Here is a 19,978-nt window from a genome sequence, read left to right on the forward strand (position 1 = left end):
GCACACCGAGGACCGACCCATGAACGGCACGTCCCGCTCCACCCGTCCCCCCGTCCGCTCCCGCCACGCGATCGCGCTGGCGGTCGCCGCCGGCCTCGCCCTGCCGGCGGCGCTCGTCGTCGCGGATCCGGCGTCGGCCGCCACCGGGCAGGACCTGGTCGCGGGCTCCGCCGTCTTCTCCGACGCGTTCACGCGCAGCGCGACCGGCGGGTGGGGCACGGCCCCCGGCGCCGCGGCGTACGCGTACGACCTGCCGTCGGCGTTCCGCGTCAACGGCACGCAGGGCGTCGTCGACCTGCCGCGGTCGGGCGCCTCCGTGTCCGCGACCCTGCCGGGCACGGTGGCCGCCGACGCCGAGGCCACGATGAAGGTGATGCTGCCGCGGATCCCGTCCGCGGGCGGCGGTGTGTACGCGGGCCTGCAGCAGCGCGTGACCGGCACGTCGTACTACCAGACCAGCGTCCGCGTCGAACCGGCGGGGGACGCGCGGCTGTCGGTCGTGCGGGTGAACGGATCCACGGCCGGCCAGACCACCGTGGTGGCCGACGTCGTGGTGGCGCGCGGCGTGGCGCCGGGGAAGGTGCTCAACCTGCAGTCGCGGGTCTCCGGATCGTCCGCGGTCGCCGTGGACGCCCGGGTCTGGCCCCAGGGCGCGGCCGCGCCCGCCTGGCAGGCGGCCGGGGTCGACTCCAGCGCCGCGCGCCTCGCCTCCGGATCCGCGACCCGCGTCTGGTCGTACGTCTCCTCGTCGTCGCCCGCGCAGTCCGTCGCGTTCGACGACGTGACGGTCCGGCCGCTCACGAAGGCGGCGACGGCGACGCCGACGCCGACGCCGACGCCGACCCCGACCCCGACGCCGACGCCGACGCCGACGCCGACGCCGACCGCGCCCGCCCCGTCCTCCGCGGACCCGGAGCAGACGGTGCCCCGCGGCGACGCGCGGCCCGGCACGGGATCCGGCTCCGCCGCGGTGGGCACCACGACCTACCCGGCGCCCGCCGACGGCGTCTACGTCTCGCCCACCGGCTCGGACGCCGGCGCCGGCACGAAGGCGTCCCCGTACCGGAGCATCCAGAAGGGCGTCGACGTGGCGCCGTCGGGACGCACCGTCGTCGTCCGCGCCGGCACCTACCGCGAGACCGTCGTGATGCCCGCGGGCAAGGCGCTCACGCTGCAGTCGTACCCGGGCGAGGCCGTCTGGCTCGACGGGAGCCGCACGCTGACCTCGTGGACCGCGTCCGGATCCACCCGCTACGCCTCCGGCTGGGACGTCTCCTTCGACGCGAGCCCCACCTACACGCGCGGCGCCCCGGACGGCACCCGCGAGGGCTGGGCGTTCGTGGACCCGGCCCGGCCGATGGCCGCGCACCCGGACCAGGTCTGGATCGGGCAGGCGGCGCAGCGGCAGGTCGCCTCGCTCGCGCAGGTGACCGCGGGGACGTTCTTCGTCGACACCGCCGCCGACCGCCTCCACCTCGGATCCGATCCGGGCAGCCAGACGGTGCGCGCCAGCGACCGCGTCAGCGCCCTCGCCGTCCGCGGCGACGGCAGCACCGTGCGCGGCATCGGCATCCGCCGGTACGCGCCCTCGGTCCCCGACATGGGCGCGGTCGTCGTCACCGGACGCGGCGTGACGATCGCGGACGTCGCGATCACCGACAACGCGACCACGGGCCTCTCGGTCCAGGCGACGGACGCCACCCTGCGCGCGGTGACCTCGGCGCGCAACGGCATGCTCGGGATCCACGCGAACTACGCCGACCGGCTCCGCGCCTCCCAGCTGCTCGTCGCGGACGACAACACGGAGGGCTTCAACCGGGCGCCCGTCTCGGGCGGGTTCAAGATCACCCGCAGCCGCGACGTGGACGTGACCGACAGCGCGTTCCTCCGCAGCACCGGCAACGGCCTCTGGTTCGACGAGTCGATCCACGACGCCGTCGTGGCCGGCAACGACGTGCTCGCGAACACGGGCGGCGGCGTGGTCTTCGAGCTCTCCGCGCAGCTCGCCTTCGTCGACAACGTCGTCGCGGGCAACGGCGCCGCCGGCCTCTGGATCGACGACTCCGGCCACGCGCAGGTCTGGGCCAACACCTTCTCCGCCAACGCGCGGGACGTGGACATCGCCCAGGGCACCCGGCGCGCCGCGAACCTCGGCGACGCCGGCCACGACCCGCGGCAGGCGCTGCCGGACCCGACGGTCACGTGGATCGTCACCGACATCCAGGTGGCGGACAACGTGATGCAGGGCAGCACCGGCAACGCGCTGCTCGCGGTGGAGGACCACTCGCACGAGCGCTCCGCCACGCAGATGGGGATCACGACCGCCGGCAACGTCTACCAGCGCGACGTCGCCTCCAGCCCGCGGTGGGCGATCGTGTGGGCCCGCGGCCCCGGCGACCCGGCCGTCCACGACACGGTCGGGGCGTTCACCGGGGCCACGGGGAACGACCGCACGAGCCTCGACATCGTGGGGCGCGAGGTGCTCGGATCCGGCTGGCGGCTCACGAGCGAGATCCAGGCGCAGCAGGCGACGGTCGCCGTCGCGGTGCCCGCCGCGGTCGCGACGCTGCGCGGGGTGGCTACCGGGGCCCGGGTGATCGGCGCGTCGGCCGGGTAGGGGATCCGTCCCCCGAAGGGGGAGGGGCGACGGGGCTCAGGCTGCGTTTAGCATTGCCAGAGTCACCACGAGGTGTTCACCCGTCGTACCCGCGACGGTCACTCCCGGACGAGGCCCACCCAGCCGCCGTCCACCACGGAGCCATGCACCCGACGAGGTCTACCCGGACCCCGTCGCACCCCGCACCACCCACCTGTAACCCGAAACGCAGGCACACACCCGATGAACCCGTCATCGGCGCTGGACCGTACCCGACGGCCGCGCCTCCCCGCATCCGACCGACCCCGCACCCCCCGACCGCTCGACGCGCTGCCCGGCACGCGATGAGCACCACCAGGAACCGTCCCGCGACCCGGGGCGGCGGCACCCGCGTGCGCCCGGAGCGGCGTTCCGCGCACCGCCCGATCATCGGATCCGGCGTCGCGCCCGCCGCTCCGCTCGCCCTGTCGGGCCGTCGCTGGGCCCGCGACTACCGCACCCGGCTCATCGCCTCCGACTACGCGATCATCATCGTCACCGTGCTCGCCGCGCAGCTCACGCGCTTCGGCACGGGCGACGCGGCCGTCGACGCCGGATCCCTCCAGCTCGACTACGGCATCGTCTCGGTGATCGTCGTGGCCGCGTGGATCGCCGTGCTCGGCGCCTTCCGCACCCGCGACGCCCGCATCGTCGGCGTCGGGGTCGGGGAGTACAAGCGCGTCGTCAACGCCTCGGCCATCACTTTCGGCGCGCTCGCGATCGCGTTCCTCCTCCTCAAGGTCGACATCGCCCGCGGCTACGTGGTCCTCGCGTTCCCGCTCGGCGTCGTCGCGCTGCTCGTGGCCCGGTGGAGCTGGCGCCAGTGGCTCATCCGCCGCCGCATCCAGGGCGAACACCTCTCCCGCGTGGTCGTCGTCGGCAGCCGCGCCGACGTGGAGGACGTGGCCGAGCAGATCCTGCTGCGCCCCGCCTCCGGCTACACGGTGGTGGGCGTCGCGATCGACGAGCACGTCGACGGCCTCGACGTCGCGGGTCGCATGATCCCCGTCGTCTCCGACCTCGGATCCGTCGCCGCGGCCGCCGCCCGCACCGCGGCCGACGCCGTGATCGTCGCGAGCCAGCCGCGCGCCGGCAGCAACGCCGTCCGCACGCTCGGCTGGGAGCTCGAGGGCTCCTCCATCGAGCTGGTGCTCGCGTCGCGCCTCACGGACGTCGCCGGTCCGCGCATCCACTTCCGCCCGGTCGAGGGCCTCCCGCTCATCCACGTGGAGATCCCGCAGTTCGAGGGCGGGAAGCACGTGCTGAAGCGCGCGCTCGACATCGCGGTGTCCGGCGTCGCGATCGTGGTCCTCGCCCCCGCGATGCTCCTCATCGGGCTCATCGTGGCCCTCGACAGCCCGGGCGGCGCCCTCTTCCGCCAGGAGCGCGTCGGCAAGGCCGGCCGCGAGTTCCACATGCTGAAGTTCCGGTCGATGCGGGTCACCGCGGAGGCCGAGCTCGCGGCGCTCGCGAAGGACAACGAGGGATCCGGCCCGCTGTTCAAGCTGCGGAAGGACCCGCGCGTCACCCGCGTGGGCGCCGTCCTCCGCCGGTACTCGCTCGACGAGCTGCCGCAGCTGTGGAACATCCTCGTCGGCGACATGAGCCTCGTGGGCCCGCGTCCGCCGCTGCGCACCGAGGTGCAGGGCTACGAGAGCCACGTGCACCGCCGTCTGTTCATCAAGCCCGGCCTCACGGGCATGTGGCAGGTGAACGGCCGGAGCGACCTGAGCTGGGACGAGAGCGTCCGGCTCGACCTGTACTACGTCGAGAACTGGTCCCTGACCGGCGACGTCATGATCATGTGGCGCACCTTCCGGGTGCTCACCCGACCCGTAGGGGCTTACTGAAATGTCTGTCATCGAACCGCGTCGTCTCCGCATCGCCATGGTCGGCACCCGGGGTGTCCCCGCCGCCTACGGCGGATTCGAGACCGCCATCGAGGAGATCGGGCAGCGCCTCGCCGCCCGCGGCCACGACGTCACCGTCTACTGCCGCTCGGCCAACCGCTCGCGCCCCCGCACCCACCTCGGCATGACGCTCGTGCACCTGCCCGCGCTCAAGACCAAGTCGATCGAGACGCTCAGCCACACCGCGCTGTCCGCGATCCACCTGGCCTTCGGCAAGCGCCAGGACGCGGCCTTCGTGTTCAACGCCGCCAACGCGCCGTTCGTCCCCCTCATCCGCTCGCGCGGCGCGGCCACGGCCGTGCACGTGGACGGCCTCGAGTGGAAGCGCGGCAAGTGGGGCCGGATGGGGAAGAAGTACTACCGGATCGCGGAGCAGATGGCCGTGAAGAACGCCGACGCGCTCATCTCCGACGCGCAGGGCATCGCCGACTACTACGACCACGAGTTCGGCATCCCCACCGAGCTCCTCACCTACGGCGCGAACATCCTGCGCGACCCCGCGAGCGACCGCCTCGCCGAGCTCGGCCTCGAGCCCGGCCAGTACCACCTGGTCGTCGCGCGCTTCGAGCCGGAGAACCACGTCGACGTCATCGTCGACGGGTACACCGCCTCGGGCGCGACCCTGCCGCTCGTCGTCGTCGGATCCGCGCCGTACTCCGCCGCGTACACCGACCGGATCGAGCAGGTCGCCACCGCCGACCCGCGCATCCAGCGCCTCGGCGGGGTGTGGGACCAGGAGCAGCTCGACCAGCTCTACGCCCACGCGCTCACCTACATCCACGGCCACTCGGTCGGCGGCACCAACCCGTCGCTGCTGCGCGCCATGGGCGCCGCGACCGCGACGCTCGCGAACGACAACGTCTTCAACCGCGATGTGCTCGGCGAGGACGGCCGCTTCTGGTCGGACGCCGCCGGCGTCGCCGCGCTCGTGGAGGGCGCCGAGGCCGCCGCGGAGGAGGCCGTCGCGATCGGCCGCCGCCTGCAGGAGCGCGCCGAGGAGACCTACGACTGGGACGCGATCGCCGACGGATACGAGGAGCTCGCGGCCCGCATGACGCGCGGCTACTCGACGCACGGCATGAGCCGCGGCGTCCGCTCCGCCACCCGCTGGGAGCCGGAGCTCCGCGCCGCCGACGCCAGCCGCACCTCCTTCCTCCTCGAGGAGAGCCGATGAGCGCCGCGACCGGCACCGCGGCGCCCGCGCGCGACGAGTCGTACGCCGACGTCGTCCGCCGCCTGGCGAGCGCGCAGAAGAAGGCCGCCCGCGGCGCGCCCGCGTACTCGATCCGCGTCAACCGCCCGGCCGGGCGCCTGCTCGCCGCGTGGGCCTACCGCGCCGGGCTGACCCCGAACCAGGTCACCGCGATCAGCGCCGCCTTCACCTTCACCGGCATCGCGCTCGTCGCGCTGGTGGAGCCCGCCGCGTGGCTCGGCATCGCCGTGTGGCTGCTGCTCGCCGTGGGCTACGCGTTCGACTCGGCCGACGGCCAGGTCGCGCGCCTCCGCGGCGGCGGATCGCTGTCGGGGGAGTGGCTCGACCACGTCGTCGACTGCGTCAAGATCTCGTCGCTGCACCTCGCGGTGCTCGTGTCGATGTTCCGCTGGCCCGCCACGGACTCCGACGCGTGGCTCCTCGTGCCCGTCGCCTACGCGATCGTGGCCGCCGTGAGCTTCTTCGCGATGATCCTCAACGACCAGCTCAAGCGCGTGCACCAGGTCGCCGGCGGCCCGGCGCCCGAGGCAGGGCGCTCCACCCTGCTGCGCTCGCTGCTCGTGATCCCCACCGACTACGGCTTCCTCTGCATCGTGTTCGCGCTGCTCGGCGCCCCGGTCGTGTTCCTCGCGGTCTACGCGCTGATGATGCTCGCCAACGCCGGGCACCTCGCGCTCGCGTCGGTCAAGTGGTTCCGCGACATGGGCGCGCTCGACGCGCGCCGTGCCGAGGCCGCCGCGTCGTCGGCGCCCGCGTCCTCCGCGTCCGCGTCGTCCGCGGGATCCGCGCGGGTGACCGCGTGACCGCGTTCGCCGGCGTCGAGCGGGCGCTCGCCCAGGCGGAGGACGAGGGCGCGGACCTCCGCGGCCGCACGATCCTCGTCGCCCACCCGAGCGCCGAGCTGTACGGATCCGACCGGGTCCTCCTCGAGAGCGTCGCCGGCCTCGTGGCCGCCGGCGCCCGCACGGTCGTGACCCTGCCGTCCGACGGGCCGCTCGTCGACGCCCTCACCGGCGTCGGCGCGGTCGTGCACCACGCGCCCACGCCCGTGCTCCGGAAGGCGATGCTGCGCCCGCGCGGCTTCGCGTCGCTCGTCGGCCAGTCGGCGCGCGGCCTGTCGGCCGGCGTCGGCCTCGTGCGCCGCGTCCGCCCGGACGCCGTGTACGTGAACACCGTGACGATCCCGCTGTGGATCCTCGTCGGCCGCCTCACGGGCCGTCCCGTCCTGGCCCACGTGCACGAGGCCGAGGGGTCCGCGTCGCGCGCGGTCGGCACGGCGCTCGCCCTGCCGCTCGCGCTCGCCAGCCGCGTGGTCGCGAACAGCCGCTACAGCGTCGAGGTCCTCGGCCGCGCCCTCCCCCGGGTCGCGCGTCGGGCCGTGGTCGTGCACAACGGCGTGCCCGGCCCCGCGGATCCCGTCCCCGCCCGCCCCGCGCTCGACGGCGGCCTGCGCGTGCTCTACGTCGGCCGGCTCTCCGACCGCAAGGGCGTGGACGTCGCCGTCGAGGCGATCGTCGAGCTCCGCGACCGCGGCGTGCCCGCGTCCCTCGACGTGGTGGGCGCCGTGTTCCCCGGCTACGAGTGGTACGAGGAGCAGCTGCGCACCATGATCCGCGTGCTCGAGCTCGACGACCTCGTCACGCTGCACGGCTTCCACGCCGACGTCACCCCGTTCATGGCCGCCGCCGACGCATGCGTCGTGCCCTCCCGGGTGGACGAGCCGTTCGGCAACACCGCCGTCGAGGCGCTGCTGGCCGCGCGGCCCGTGGTGGTCAGCGACACCTCCGGCCTCCGCGAGGCCGCGGGCGGCTACGAGTCGGCGCGCCTCGTGCCGCCGTCGGACCCGGCCGCGCTCGCGGACGCCCTCCAGGACATCCAGGCGGAGTGGGACGCGTACCGCGCCCGGGCCGCCCGGGACCGCTTCCGCGCCGAGCACCGGCACGGACCCGAGCTCTACCGGCAGCGCATCGCGCGGTCGGTGGGCGAGATGCTGACGCCCACGAAGCGCATCGGCAGCCCCCGACCGGCCAGCTCCCGCTGACCCCCGGCACCCTCCCTCACCCGCACCACCCATCCTCAGCAAGGACGAAATGAGCATCCTCTCCTCCGCGGGCCGTCGCCTGGCGGCGATGACCGCGGCCGCCGCGGTCATCCTGTCCGCGGTCGTCGTCGCGCAGCCCGCGATGGCGGACTCCGCGCCCGTCGACCCGACGGACCCGAAGACGCCCGTCACGGTCACGGCCGACCCGCTGCCCACGACCCAGATCGACGGCGTCGCCTGGTCGCAGGTCGTCGTCGGCAACACGGTCTACGTGGCCGGCAAGTTCCAGAACGCGCGCCCCGCGGGCGCCGCGGCCGGCACGAACCTCACGCCGCGCAGCAACCTGCTCGCCTACGACATCCGCACGGGCGCGCTCATCACGTCGTTCGCGCCGAAGCTCAACGCGCAGGCGCTGTCGGTGACGGCCTCGCCCGACGGCTCGCGCATCTACGTGGTCGGCGACTTCACCGACATCGACGGCCAGGGCTACTACCGCGCCGCGGCGTTCAGCACCGCGACCGGCAAGGTCATCCCCACGTTCCGCCCGATCATGGGCAGCCAGACCCGCACGGTGAGCGCCTCGAACGACACCGTGTACCTCGGCGGCACCTTCCAGAGCGTCAACGGCGCCGCTCGGAAGTACCTGGCCGCGGTGTCCGCGGCGAACGGCCAGAACACGGCCTTCGTCGCGGATGCGGACACCGTCGTGGACGCGCTCACGCTCACGAAGGACGCGTCCAAGCTCGTCGTCGGCGGCCGCTTCACGCAGCTCAGCGGCACGCCGACCTACGGGCTCGGCGCGGTGGATCCCGCCTCGGGCGCATCCCTCCCGTGGGCGGCGAACCAGAAGGTCAAGAACGCCGGCGTCGAGTCGTCCATCACGAGCCTGTACGCGACCGACGACCGGGTCTATGGATCCGGCTACACGTTCGGCGCCGGCGGCAACCTCGAGGGCGCCTTCTCGGCCGACCCGAACACGGGCGTCGTCAGCTGGGTCGAGGACTGCCACGGCGACACCTACTCCGTCTTCGCGACCAGCAAGGTCGCGTACGTCGCCGGCCACCCGCACTACTGCGGCAACATCGGCGGCTTCCCGCAGACCGAGCCCTGGACCTTCCAGCACAGCCTCGCGTTCTCCAAGACCGCGACGGGCACGGCCACGGCCGACCCGTACGGGTACCACAACTGGGCCGGCACGCCGTCCCCGTCGCTGCTCAACTGGTTCCCCAAGTACGTGACCGGCTCCTTCACCGGGCAGGGCCAGGCGGCCTGGAGCGTCAACGGCAACGAGGACTACATCGTCGTCGGCGGCGAGTTCCCGTTCGTGAACACCACCGCGCAGCAGGGCCTCGTCCGCTACGCGATGGCCAAGGACGCCCCGAACAAGGTCGGCCCGAACGGCAACGACCAGCTCGTCCCCAAGCCGATCTCGTACACGAAGGGCGAGGCCCGCGTCTCCTGGCAGGCCACCTTCGACCGCGACTCGACGCGCCTCACCTACAAGGTGATCCGCGACGGCAAGACGTCCACGCCCGTCTACCAGGTCACGCAGGACTCCACGTTCTGGCAGCGGCCGTCGATGGGCTTCATCGACAAGGGCCTCGTGCCCGGCAGCTCGCACACCTACAAGGTCGTCGTCACCGACTCGGCGGGCAACTCCGTCGACCGCAACGGCGCCGCGCCCGTGGTCATCACCGACCAGTCCGGCAGCGACGCGTACGCCACGAGCGTGAAGGACGACGGCGCGACCGCGTACTACCCGCTCGACGAGAAGGACGGCACCGCGGGCCTCGACCACGTCGCGTTCGAGGACCTCCGGGTCGACAAGGCGACGCGCGGCGCCGCGGGCCCGATCGACGGATCCACCGCCACGACGTTCTCCGGCCAGGACGGGTCCTTCGCGGTCACGCCCCAGGCGGTGCAGGCGCCCGACACGTTCAGCGTGGAGTCGTGGGTCAGGACGACCTCGACCGACGGCGGCAAGGTCGTCGGCTTCGGCGGCAGCAGCACCGGCACGTCGAACAACTACGACCGGATGGTGTACCTCGACAACGACGGGCGCGTGCTCTTCGGCGTCTACACCGGCGCGACCCAGACGATGAGCTCGGCCCCCGGGTTCAACGACGGGAAGTGGCACCAGATCGTCGCCACCATGGGCGCCGAGGGCATGAGGCTGTTCGTCGACGGCAAGCTCGCCGGCCAGCGCGCGGACACCACCCGCGGCCAGGACTACCAGGGCTTCTGGCGCGTCGGCGGCGACAACCTCGGCGGCTGGCCGAACCAGCCCCGGAGCGCGTACCTCGCCGGCGACATCGGCCAGGTGTCGATCTACCCGACCGCGCTCACCCGCGCGGACGTGGTCGACCACCTCGTCGCCTCCGGCCGCACCTCGCCCATCCCGCCCGCCCCCGGGGACGCCTACGGCAAGGCCGTGTACGCCGCCGACCCGTCCTCCTACTGGCGCCTCGACGACGCCGACGGCTCGTCCACGCTGAAGGACGCCGGCCAGAACGACGTCGGCGCGAACGTCGGACGCAACGTGCGCTTCGGCCAGGCGGGCGCCCTCACCGGCCCCGTCGGCCAGGCGGCGGCGTTCTCCGACAGCATCGCGGTGAGCCAGCAGCGGATCTCGAACCCCACCTCGTACTCGCTCGAGATGTGGTTCCAGACCACCACCACGCGCGGCGGCAAGCTGATCGGGTTCGGCGACAACGCGGATCCCTTCAACTTCTCCGGCAGCTACGACCGCCACGTCTACATGCAGGACGACGGACGCCTGCAGTTCGGCACCTGGACGGGTCAGACCAACCTCGCGGGCTCCGAGCGCCCCTACAACGACGGCCAGTGGCACCACATGGTCGCGTCGCAGGGATCCGACGGCCTGAAGCTCTACGTGGACGGCGACCTCGTCGGCCAGAACGGCCAGACGCAGGCGCAGGCCTACGACGGCTACTGGCGCATCGGCGGCGACAACACCTGGGGCTCCTCCAGCGGCACCTTCGAGGGCCGGATGGACGAGGTCGCGGTGTACCCGACCGTGCTCGCGGCCAGCACCATCGCGACGCACTACTCGCTCGGGACGACCGGCCGCGTGCCGAACCAGGCCCCGAAGGCCCAGTTCGCGCAGACGGCGGACTTCCTGACGGCCGCGTTCGACGCGACCGGCTCGACGGACGCCGACGGCACGCTCACCGCCTACGACTGGGACTTCGGCGACGGCGTCCAGGCGTCCGGCGCGCAGCAGTCGCACACCTACGCCGAGGCCGGCACCTACGCGGTGACGCTCACGGTGACGGACGACCGCGGCACGACGAACCGCGCGCAGCAGCAGGTGACCGTGAAGGCGGCCCCCGCCAACATCGCGCCGACCGCCGTCGTGACGGCCACCGCGACCGACCTCACGGCCAAGCTCGACGGATCCGCCTCGACGGACGCCGACGGCACCGTCGCCTCCTACGCGTGGGACTTCGGCGACGGCAGCACGGGCACCGGCCCGACGCCGACGCACGCCTACGCCGCGGGCGGCGCCTACACGGTGACCCTCACGGTCACGGACGACAGGGGCCTCACCGGCACCGCGTCCACGCAGGTGCAGGTCACGGCGCCCCCGGTCAACCGGGAGCCCGTCGCGGTCATCGCCTCGACCACGACCGACCTGGTCGCGAACCTCGACGGCCGCGCCTCCAGCGACCCGGACGGCACCATCGCGTCCTGGGCGTGGGAGTTCGGCGACGGGACGACCGGCACCGGCGCCTCCATCGCCCACCCCTACGCGAAGGCCGGCACCTACACGGTCGCGCTGACGGTGACGGACGACACGGGCGCGACCGGTCGCACGACCGCGAGCGTCACGGTCACCGCCCCGCCCGTGAACCAGGCGCCCGTCGCCGCGTTCACGAGCAGCGTGGCGAACCTCGTCGCCTCGCTCGACGCCTCCACGTCGAGCGACCCCGACGGCACCGTGGCGTCCTACGCCTGGGCGTTCGGGGACGGGACCACCGGCACGGGCCGCACCACGACCCACGCCTACGCGGCCGCCGGCGCCTTCGCGGTGTCGCTCACGGTCACGGACGACAAGGGCCTCGCCACGACGACGACCTCGCAGGTCACCGTCACGGCGCCCGCGTTGAACGTGCTCGCGCAGGACTCCTTCGGCCGCACGGTCCAGTCGGGCTGGGGCACGGCGGACCTCGGCGGCGCCTGGCGCGTCACCGGCGGCACGAACATCGTCCGGGTGCAGGACGGCACGGGCCAGGTGGTGTCGCCCAAGGGCGAGACCCGCACGATGAGCCTCGACGCGGTCTCGACCACGTCGTCGGACGTCACGGCGGTGTTCTCGCTCGACGCGGTCCCGACCGGCGGCGGGTCCTACGCCCGGGTCAACTCCCGCCAGGTGGGCTCGGCCTTCTACCAGACGCAGGTCTGGATCAAGGCGACCGGGCAGATCCAGCTGGTGCAGTCGGAGGGGGCGACGACCCTCGGGTCGTACATCCTCCCCGGCACCACGTACCAGGCCGGCCAGCAGCTCCGCGTCCGCGTCCTGACGACCGGCACCTCGCCGACCACCGTCAAGGCGAAGGTGTGGATCGCCGGCCAGGCCGAGCCCTCCGCGTGGCAGACGAGCGTCACCAGCTCGACCGCCGCGCTGCAGGCCGCCGGCTCCGTCGGGATCCAGACCTACCTCTCGGGGTCGGCGACGGCTCCCGTCACGACGCGGTTCGACGACCTCGTCGTCGCCCGCGACGGCCAGGCGCCCGCGCCGGCGAACCAGGCCCCGACGGCGGCGTTCACGTCGACGGCCAAGGACCTGACGGCCTCGTTCGACGGATCCACGTCGACCGACGCGGACGGCACGGTCGCCTCGTACGCCTGGGCGTTCGGGGACGGCGCGACGGGCACCGGCCGCACGGTCGACCACGCCTACGCGAAGGCCGGCACGTACACGGCGTCGCTCACGGTGACGGACGACAAGGGCCTCGTGTCGGCGAAGAAGGACGGCACGGTCACGGTGACCGCGCCGGTCGTCACGCCGGCCAACCAGGCCCCGACGGCGGCGTTCACGTCGACGGCCAAGGACCTGACGGCCTCGTTCGACGGATCCACGTCCACGGACGCGGACGGCACGGTCGCCTCGTACGCCTGGGCGTTCGGGGACGGCACGACCGGCACCGGCAAGACGGTGGACCACGCGTACGCCGCGGCCGGCACGTACACGGCGTCGCTCACGGTGACGGACGACAAGGGCCTGGTCTCGGCGAAGAAGGACGGCACGGTCACGGTGACCGCGCCGGTCGTCACGCCGGCCAACCAGGCCCCGACGGCGGCGTTCACGTCGACGGCCAAGGACCTGACCGCCTCGTTCGACGCATCCACGTCGACCGACGCGGACGGCACGGTCGCCTCGTACGCCTGGGCGTTCGGGGACGGCACGACCGGCACGGGCCGCACCGCGACCCACGCCTACGCCGCCGCGGGCACCTACACGGTGTCGCTCACGGTCACGGACGACAAGGGACTGGCGTCGGCGAAGAAGGACGGCACCGTCACGGTGACCGCCCCGGTCGTCACGCCGCCCGCCGCCGGGATCCTCGCGCAGGACACCTTCACCCGCATTGCCGCCAACGGCTGGGGCACGGCGGAGACCGGAGGCGCCTGGCGCATCACCGGCAACGCGTCGATCCTCAAGGTGCAGGACGGGAAGGCGCAGGTCGCCAGCCCTGCCGGCGAGACCCGCACCGCGAGCCTCGACGCCGTGAGCACCACCGCATCGGACGCGCAGGTCTCCTTCGCGCTCGACAGGGTGCCCACGGGCGGCGGCGCGTACGTGCGGATCAACTCGCGCCAGGTCGGATCGTCGTACTACCAGACGCAGGTCTGGGTGCGGTCGACCGGCCAGGTCATGATCGTGCAGTCCGAGAACGGCACCAACCTGAAGTCGGTGGTCGTCCCGAACCTCACGTACACGGCCGGGCAGCAGCTGCGGGTCCGCGTGCAGGTGACGGGCACGTCGCCCACCACGATGAACGCGAAGGTGTGGCCCGTCGGCCAGGCCGAGCCGATCGCGTGGCAGTCGACGACGACCGGGACCCTGGCCGCCCTGCAGACCGCGGGCACGTTCGGGATCCAGACGTACGTGTCGAGCTCGGCGACGGCGCCCGTCGCCTTCTCGCTCGACGACCTGCTGGTGACGGACGGCACGGCCCGCTGACCCGGGCACGACGACGACGCCCCGGCGGGCGGGTCCCCGGACCCGCCCGCCGGGGCGTCGCACTGACATGATCGAAGGGCCGTTCCACGGCCGGGGGAATGAAGGAGGGGGAGACATGGCTCGATCACGCCCGCGCGCGCTCCCCGGGGGCGGCGCGCGATGAGCGCCCTCCTCGCCGGATCCGGCGTCCAGACCCTGCTCGTGCTCGGCATCGCGCTCGTGGGCGGCGCGCTCCTGCTCCTCGTGCTCCGGCGGCTGCCGCGCACGGCCGTCGCGGTGTGGCTCGTCGTGCTCTCCCTCGTGCCCGTGTGGTCGGGCGTGCAGGTCGGCGGCTACTACCTGCCGCCGTCGACCATCGCGGCGGTCCTCGTGATCCTCGCGATCGTCCCCGTGCCGGGCTTCCGCGTCTCGCCGCTCGACGCGCTCGTGGTGCTGATGACGGCGGCCGGATTCGCGGGCGTCGTCGTCGGCGGCGGCGCGGGCGTCGGCATGTCCACCCTCGTCACGTTCCTCACCTACGCGCTGCCGGGCTACCTGCTCGGCCGGCTCGCCGCGCACCGGATCGGGATGGCGTCGCTGCACGCGCTCGTCGCCGTGGTCTCCACGGTCGTCGCCGTGCTCGCGGTGGTGGAGTTCGTCTCCGGCTGGAACCTGTTCGTGCTGCTGCCCGGGAACGCGGGCCTCCGCGAGACGTGGGCGACGCTGCAGGGCCGCGGCGGCATCATCCGCGCGGAGGGCGCCTACGGGCACTCGATCGCGCTCGGATCCGCCCTCGCCATCGCGATCCCGCTGACCCTCGCGTCGCGCTTCCGGCTCCCGGTGCGCCTCGGCATGACGGCCGTGATGATGCTCGCCGCGGTCCTCACCTTCAGCCGCGTCGGCATGCTGGGCGCCGTCCTCGGGCTCGCCCTCTCCATCGTGTTCCTCCGCGACGCCATCTCGCTCCGGGTGCGCGCGACCGTCACCGCGGGCGTCGTCGTGGTCGCCGCCGCGGTCGCGCCCTTCGTGCAGAGCGTCTTCGACGACGCCGGCACCGAGGCGAGCAACAGCTCCGACTACCGCGGCGACCTCTACAGCCTCGTGCCCGGCATGGGGATCCTCGGCACCACCCCCGACGCCCACCGCGGCAGCGACGGCCGCGTCTTCTACGGCCCGTTCCGCTCCATCGACAGCCAGCTCGTGCTCACGGGCCTCACCTTCGGGCTGCTCGTCGCGGCCGCCGTGCTCGTCGCCCTCGCCGTGGGCGTCGGGCTCGTGCTGCGCGGCCGCGCCACCGCGGCGACCATCGCGCTCGTCGCGCAGATCCCGGCGCTCGCGTCGGTCGCGCTCATCACCCAGTACGCGACCCTCGTGTGGTTCCTCGCGGGGGTGGCGGCGACCAGCCAGATACTCCGCCGCGACGCGCGGGAGGCGGGCGCGTCGCCGCCGGATCCCGCGCCCGCGCGCCTCGAGGCGCCCGCGGCCCACGACCACGCCCACCCCGATCCCGCCGACGCCCCGGCCGCCGCCGGCCCCGGCCTCCAGCCCGCCCGCACCACCGCCCTCCCGCCTCTACCCGAGAGAACCCCCCGATGACGCTCCACGAGTTCACCGCCCTGCTCCGCCGCCTCTGGTACGTCGTCGTCGCCGCGACCCTCGTCGGCGGCGGGATCGCGTTCGGCCTGTCCCAGCTCGCGACGCCCGTGTACACCGCGCAGTCCCGGCTCTACTTCTCGCTGAGCAGCGGATCCAGCGCGAGCGACCTCAACCAGGGCGCCACCTACACGCAGAGCCAGATGCTGTCCTTCGGCGAGCTCGCGGAGTCGCCCGCGGTGCTCGAGCCCGTGATCACGCGCCTCGGCCTCGACCGCACCCCGCAGGAGCTCGCGCGCGCCGTGAGCGTCACGACGCCGCAGAACACGGTGATCATGGAGATCAGCGTCACCGAGGAGTCGCCCGCCGACGCGGCCGAGATCGCGAACGCCGTCGCCACGAGCCTGCGCGACACGGCCGAGGCGTACGCGCCCAAGGGCGCCGAGGGCTCGCCCACCGTCTCCGTCCGCGTGATCCAGGAGGCGCCCGAGCCCCTGTCGCAGTCCGCGCCGAACGGCCGCACGAACACGCTCGCGGGCCTCCTCCTCGGGCTCCTCGCCGGGCTCCTCGGGATCGCGCTGGTGCGCCTGCTCGACACCCGAGTGCGCTCGGCCGAGACCGTCGCGCACCTCACGTCGGCGCCGCTGCTCGGCGCGCTCGAGCGCGAGCGCGGCGTCACGGGCCTCGCCATGGCGCTCCGTCCCCTGTCGACCGCGGCCGAGGGCTTCCGCCAGCTGAAGGCCAACCTCCGCTTCGTGCTCCTCGGCGATCGCGCATCCAGCATCGTCGTGACGTCGTCGATCCCCGGCGAGGGCAAGTCGACGGTCGCCGCGAACCTCGCGCTGTCGCTCAGCGAGGGCGGGCGCCGCGTCCTGCTCGTCGACGCCGACCTCCGCCGCCCGGTCGTCGCGCAGTACCTCGGCCTCGAGGGCGACGCGGGCCTCACGACCGTGCTCGTCGGCCAGGCGCTGCTCGAGGAGGTCGTGCAGCCCTGGGGCGACGGCACCCTCGACGTGCTGACCTCCGGCGAGATCCCGCCGAACCCGAGCGAGCTCCTCGCGTCCACGCGCATGGAGGAGCTCGTCGCCCGGGCGCGCGAGGCCTACGACGTCATCGTGATCGACACCGCGCCGCTCATCGCCGTCGCGGACGCCGCGTTCGTCGCGCGCATGACGGACGGCGCGATCGTCGTCGCCGACCAGACGCGCGTGCACCGCGGCCAGCTGTCCGAGGCGCTCGACGCGGTCGAGAAGTCGGGCGGATCCGTGCTCGGCGTCGTGCTCAACAAGGTGCGGCCCACGAAGGACAAGCGGGCGTACTACCGGGTGGAGACGGAGCAGGCGGGGCGGGCGGGGCGGCGGCGGACGCCCGCGCGCTGATCCACGGGGAGATGAAGAGAGGCGCGGCCGGATCATCCGGCCGCGCGCCTCGTGTCGAAAATGGTGCGTGCATAAGCAAGCTTCTCCCCGTCCTCGCTCCTTCTTAGGAATGCCACGAGGGAGGCCGTGCAGATCGACCAACTCGCTTGGCTCGGATGGACTTGGCAGCGTGGCGAGGACCCCTGGATCGGCGAACGCCGCGAGCAGCTTGCGACCGACTTCCAAAACCGCCAGGCCGTCGACGACCGAACAGACAAGAGCAAGGCGGATCAGGGACCGGTGGTGCGGCCTTCGCTGGCCGCCGGTTTTGACTGACTGTGCATCACCAGAGTGGCGTACGTGGCGAGCGCGTCCGGCCTCACAGTCGAAGACGCCCATTGCTGTTTCGGATCCAGTACGCGGCCGCTGATCTAGCGGTTCCTCTCGGTATCGTCGCGGTCGGTTACTGAGCGCAGCGGCGTCGCCGTGGACGTCGAAGGTGAAGGCGTCGCCGAGCTCTGATCGACCCGCGTCACGTACCCGAGCACCGGGTGGTCCTAGACATAAATCTTCGAGTGGTCGCCCTTTTGGTCTGTCCATGAGCGCGACCCGACGCCGCAAACGAGACAATCGATACTGCCTCTTGTCTTGCTTCCGGCGAGTTCTCCTTAGTCGATTCGATCAAGTGGAAGCACCCGGCCGCGCTTGCCAGCGAGTGCAAGAGCGCGCATTGACTATAGCCGACGCGTGCTCAGGCATGGTTTAATAGCCGTATGGCCAACCCCACACCCGACGGGCTGATGAAAGCCGTCGTAGATCGGTACTTAAAGTCCGGCGATTTCAACGGGCTCCACCTGCACACGGACGTGGATCCGGCGCTCATGGAATCGGCTCAACACCTAGTCGCTGATGGGAAGCTCCAGGTCATGGTTGACGGGGTTGACTATCCCAATCCGCATATACGTCCGTGGCCATCAAAGCGTACTGTTGAATCACAGATCGAGTCGATACAAGAGCTTTCGGGCGAGGGGTATGGCGTGGTTTTGTATCCGACGCCATCAGCACTCAAAGGAGTCCGGGTCCCCAGCCGCCTAACTGGTCATCCCTTCAGTACGGCAATGGCAAAGGGGCGCGGAACGCTTGAGCTTGCGTACTTTAGCTTCGATGTACTCGAGCCGTATCGAAACGACCCCCGCTACCATTTCCGATACTGGGACTTCGGCGTTGACATGGGTATCGGTGACGATGCCTACCTCGACGAAACTGAGCTCGATCGCGACAAAGTTTCACTAAGCCATCTTGGATTTGCTTACGATCTCTCTGGCTACGATCGGGAGGACATTGAGACGCCCATTGTTCGCCGAGTCGCCGCTTTTTATGGTGACCTTGCGAAGCTAACTCCAGAGCACCAACAGCGCTGGAAGTCATATCTGGTGTCGGACGCCGGCCTTGAGCCGCATCCTGCATGGTGGATGACGCAGATGGGAGATTGGGCAGATGGTGTCGGCCCGTTCGAGTATTTTTTCCTGCAGTTGAATAATCTGAATACGCTCTGGGTGCGAGCGTTCGGCGAGGAGCTATTCAAACACACCGAACAGCCGCAAGACTTTGGGTGGCTCTTGCGCCCATCGCAAAGAGAATGGGACGAGTTTATTGTCCAACTAGACAAGCTCCTTTCCGAAAATATCCGCCATCAAGCTATGGACGCTGTTGGCGTGCGCCGGAAGGGTGATAATGATCAGAACCTGGGTAGCCTAAGTCGCTTTGCCGCGTTTCTGGAAGGAAAGCGAATAGAGGCGGACATGGTAAAGGGTCTGATGGAGCCGCTGAGAAGGGTCCGTCAGGCCAGGCAGAAGCCAGCCCACGCTCTACGTCGTAATATCACTGACAAGACTTTTGTTCATCGCCAAGTGGCTCTGCTTGAAGAGCTGAACGATGTTCTGAGCGCCTTGGCTCAATGGCTCTCTAAGCATCCCAAGAATACTGATTGGAAGTCGGCATACGGGGCCGAAAAATATTATCGCCTGTAGTCGAACGTATCAGCAGTGTGCTAATTCGTAGTTTCTGGTTGGGGTTCGTTGAAGTGGGGCATAGCCGCAGTAAGCGCCAATGTGCTCTCAGCCGAGGGCGACGCAGCGCGCAGGCGGGTGGTCGCCAGAGTCTGGGGCACAAGGCAGTAGCGGCCATGGAGTGCCTTGCGGCGGGCCTTTCGACTCACCGCAGCATCGCCGCTACTGGAAGACGACCACCGGCGAGCCGGCGTCGCGCGCCACGACCACGCTGATCGCGTCGGCCGACGCGGCCGGGACGCTGAAGACGTAGTCGCCCGTCGCGGAGGCGCCGGGCTCGAGCGAGCCGCGGATCACGGTGTCGGAGTCGGCGGGCGTCGCGGGCGTGCGGTCGGCGCCGTAGAAGAGGTTGACGGCCACGGAGTCGACCGCGACGGCCTCGCCCGTGACGTTCACGAGCTCGAGGCGCACGTCGACCGCGTCGCCGCTCAGCTCGCCCACGCGGCCGCCGTCGGTGCTGGTCGGCGTGACGGAGACGATGCGCGCCTGGATCGAGCCGGGGAACGTCGCGGTCTCGTCGAGGCCGACGGTGGTCGCCACCTCCTGGCCGAGGGCCGCGGTGTCGCCGTCGGGGAGCGGAGCCGGGGTCTCGGTGGCTCCGGGGGCGGGGGCGAGGTCCGCCCAGTCCTTCGTGTCGGCGGCGGCCGCGGGGGAGTCGGATCCGGATCCGTTCACCACGACCGTGCCGACGACCGCCGCGACCGCGAGGACGGAGGCGGCGCCGATCACGGCGATGGTGGTGCGGCGGCTGCGGCGACGCGCGCGCCGGGGACGCAGGTCGGACGGGGTGCTCTCGGGTGCGGGCATGGCCTTCTTCGCTCGTCGGGTACGGCGGAAGACGGGCCCGACGACCAGGGCGGGTCGGCGGCGCGGTGCGGGCGGGCGATGGGTGGTCGCCAGGCGCAGGATTCCGGGTCTTCTGCCCTCGCATCGTACGTCCGCGGGCGCGCGCCGGCGAGCCCCCCGTCCAGG

The 19,978-nt window shown here is 72.0% G+C and carries 11 protein-coding genes; 10 read left to right on the forward strand and 1 reads right to left on the reverse strand.

Annotated features, from left to right (window positions below):
• The first annotated feature begins 19 nt into the window (after positions 1-19).
• From FGG90_RS15315 to FGG90_RS15360, 10 genes are all read left to right on the forward strand, one after another.
• Positions 20-2,617 carry a right-handed parallel beta-helix repeat-containing protein gene (locus tag FGG90_RS15315; RefSeq protein ID WP_094126216.1) on the forward strand — a complete coding sequence of 866 codons (2,598 nt, stop codon included), beginning with the start codon at positions 20-22 and terminating at the stop codon, positions 2,615-2,617.
• 323 nt (positions 2,618-2,940) lie between these two features.
• Positions 2,941-4,485: a sugar transferase gene (locus FGG90_RS15320; RefSeq protein ID WP_210433006.1), complete on the forward strand. Its 1,545-nt coding sequence runs from the start codon at positions 2,941-2,943 to the stop codon at positions 4,483-4,485.
• Position 4,486: 1 nt separating this feature from the next.
• Positions 4,487-5,719, forward strand: a complete 1,233-nt coding sequence (locus tag FGG90_RS15325; protein WP_094126214.1) for a DUF1972 domain-containing protein — start codon at positions 4,487-4,489, stop codon at positions 5,717-5,719.
• Positions 5,716-6,561, forward strand: coding sequence for a CDP-alcohol phosphatidyltransferase family protein (locus FGG90_RS15330; protein WP_165771340.1), 846 nt, complete (start codon positions 5,716-5,718; stop codon positions 6,559-6,561). Before FGG90_RS15325 ends, FGG90_RS15330 begins: the two co-directional genes overlap by 4 nt.
• Positions 6,558-7,799, forward strand: a complete 1,242-nt coding sequence (locus FGG90_RS15335; RefSeq protein WP_094131170.1) for a glycosyltransferase family 4 protein — start codon at positions 6,558-6,560, stop codon at positions 7,797-7,799. The genes FGG90_RS15330 and FGG90_RS15335 overlap by 4 nt, the downstream gene beginning before the upstream one ends.
• A 49-nt stretch (positions 7,800-7,848) precedes the next feature.
• On the forward strand, positions 7,849-14,007 hold the full coding sequence (locus tag FGG90_RS15340) for a PKD domain-containing protein (protein ID WP_094126213.1): 6,159 nt from the start codon (positions 7,849-7,851) through the stop codon (positions 14,005-14,007).
• Between the two features lie 159 nt (positions 14,008-14,166).
• Positions 14,167-15,582, forward strand: a complete 1,416-nt coding sequence (locus tag FGG90_RS15345; protein WP_094126212.1) for a hypothetical protein — start codon at positions 14,167-14,169, stop codon at positions 15,580-15,582.
• Positions 15,579-16,958: a tyrosine-protein kinase domain-containing protein gene (locus FGG90_RS15350; RefSeq protein WP_094126211.1), complete on the forward strand. Its 1,380-nt coding sequence runs from the start codon at positions 15,579-15,581 to the stop codon at positions 16,956-16,958. The genes FGG90_RS15345 and FGG90_RS15350 overlap by 4 nt, the downstream gene beginning before the upstream one ends.
• Positions 16,959-17,084: 126 nt before the next feature.
• Positions 17,085-17,273 (forward strand): hypothetical protein, encoded by a 189-nt coding sequence (locus FGG90_RS15355; protein ID WP_094126210.1) that lies wholly within the window; start codon positions 17,085-17,087, stop codon positions 17,271-17,273.
• A gap of 437 nt (positions 17,274-17,710) precedes the next feature.
• Positions 17,711-18,967 carry a hypothetical protein gene (locus FGG90_RS15360; protein ID WP_237583467.1) on the forward strand — a complete coding sequence of 419 codons (1,257 nt, stop codon included), beginning with the start codon at positions 17,711-17,713 and terminating at the stop codon, positions 18,965-18,967.
• A gap of 201 nt (positions 18,968-19,168) precedes the next feature.
• Here the strand turns inward: FGG90_RS15360 and FGG90_RS15365 are convergent, their stop codons facing one another.
• Complete coding sequence (locus FGG90_RS15365) at positions 19,169-19,813, reverse strand: hypothetical protein (protein WP_094126208.1); 645 nt, start codon at positions 19,811-19,813, stop codon at positions 19,169-19,171.
• Between the last annotated feature and the right edge of the window lie 165 nt (positions 19,814-19,978).

It is taken from the genome of Clavibacter michiganensis subsp. tessellarius, assembly GCF_021922985.1.
Classification (GTDB): Bacteria; Actinomycetota; Actinomycetes; order Actinomycetales; family Microbacteriaceae; genus Clavibacter; species Clavibacter tessellarius.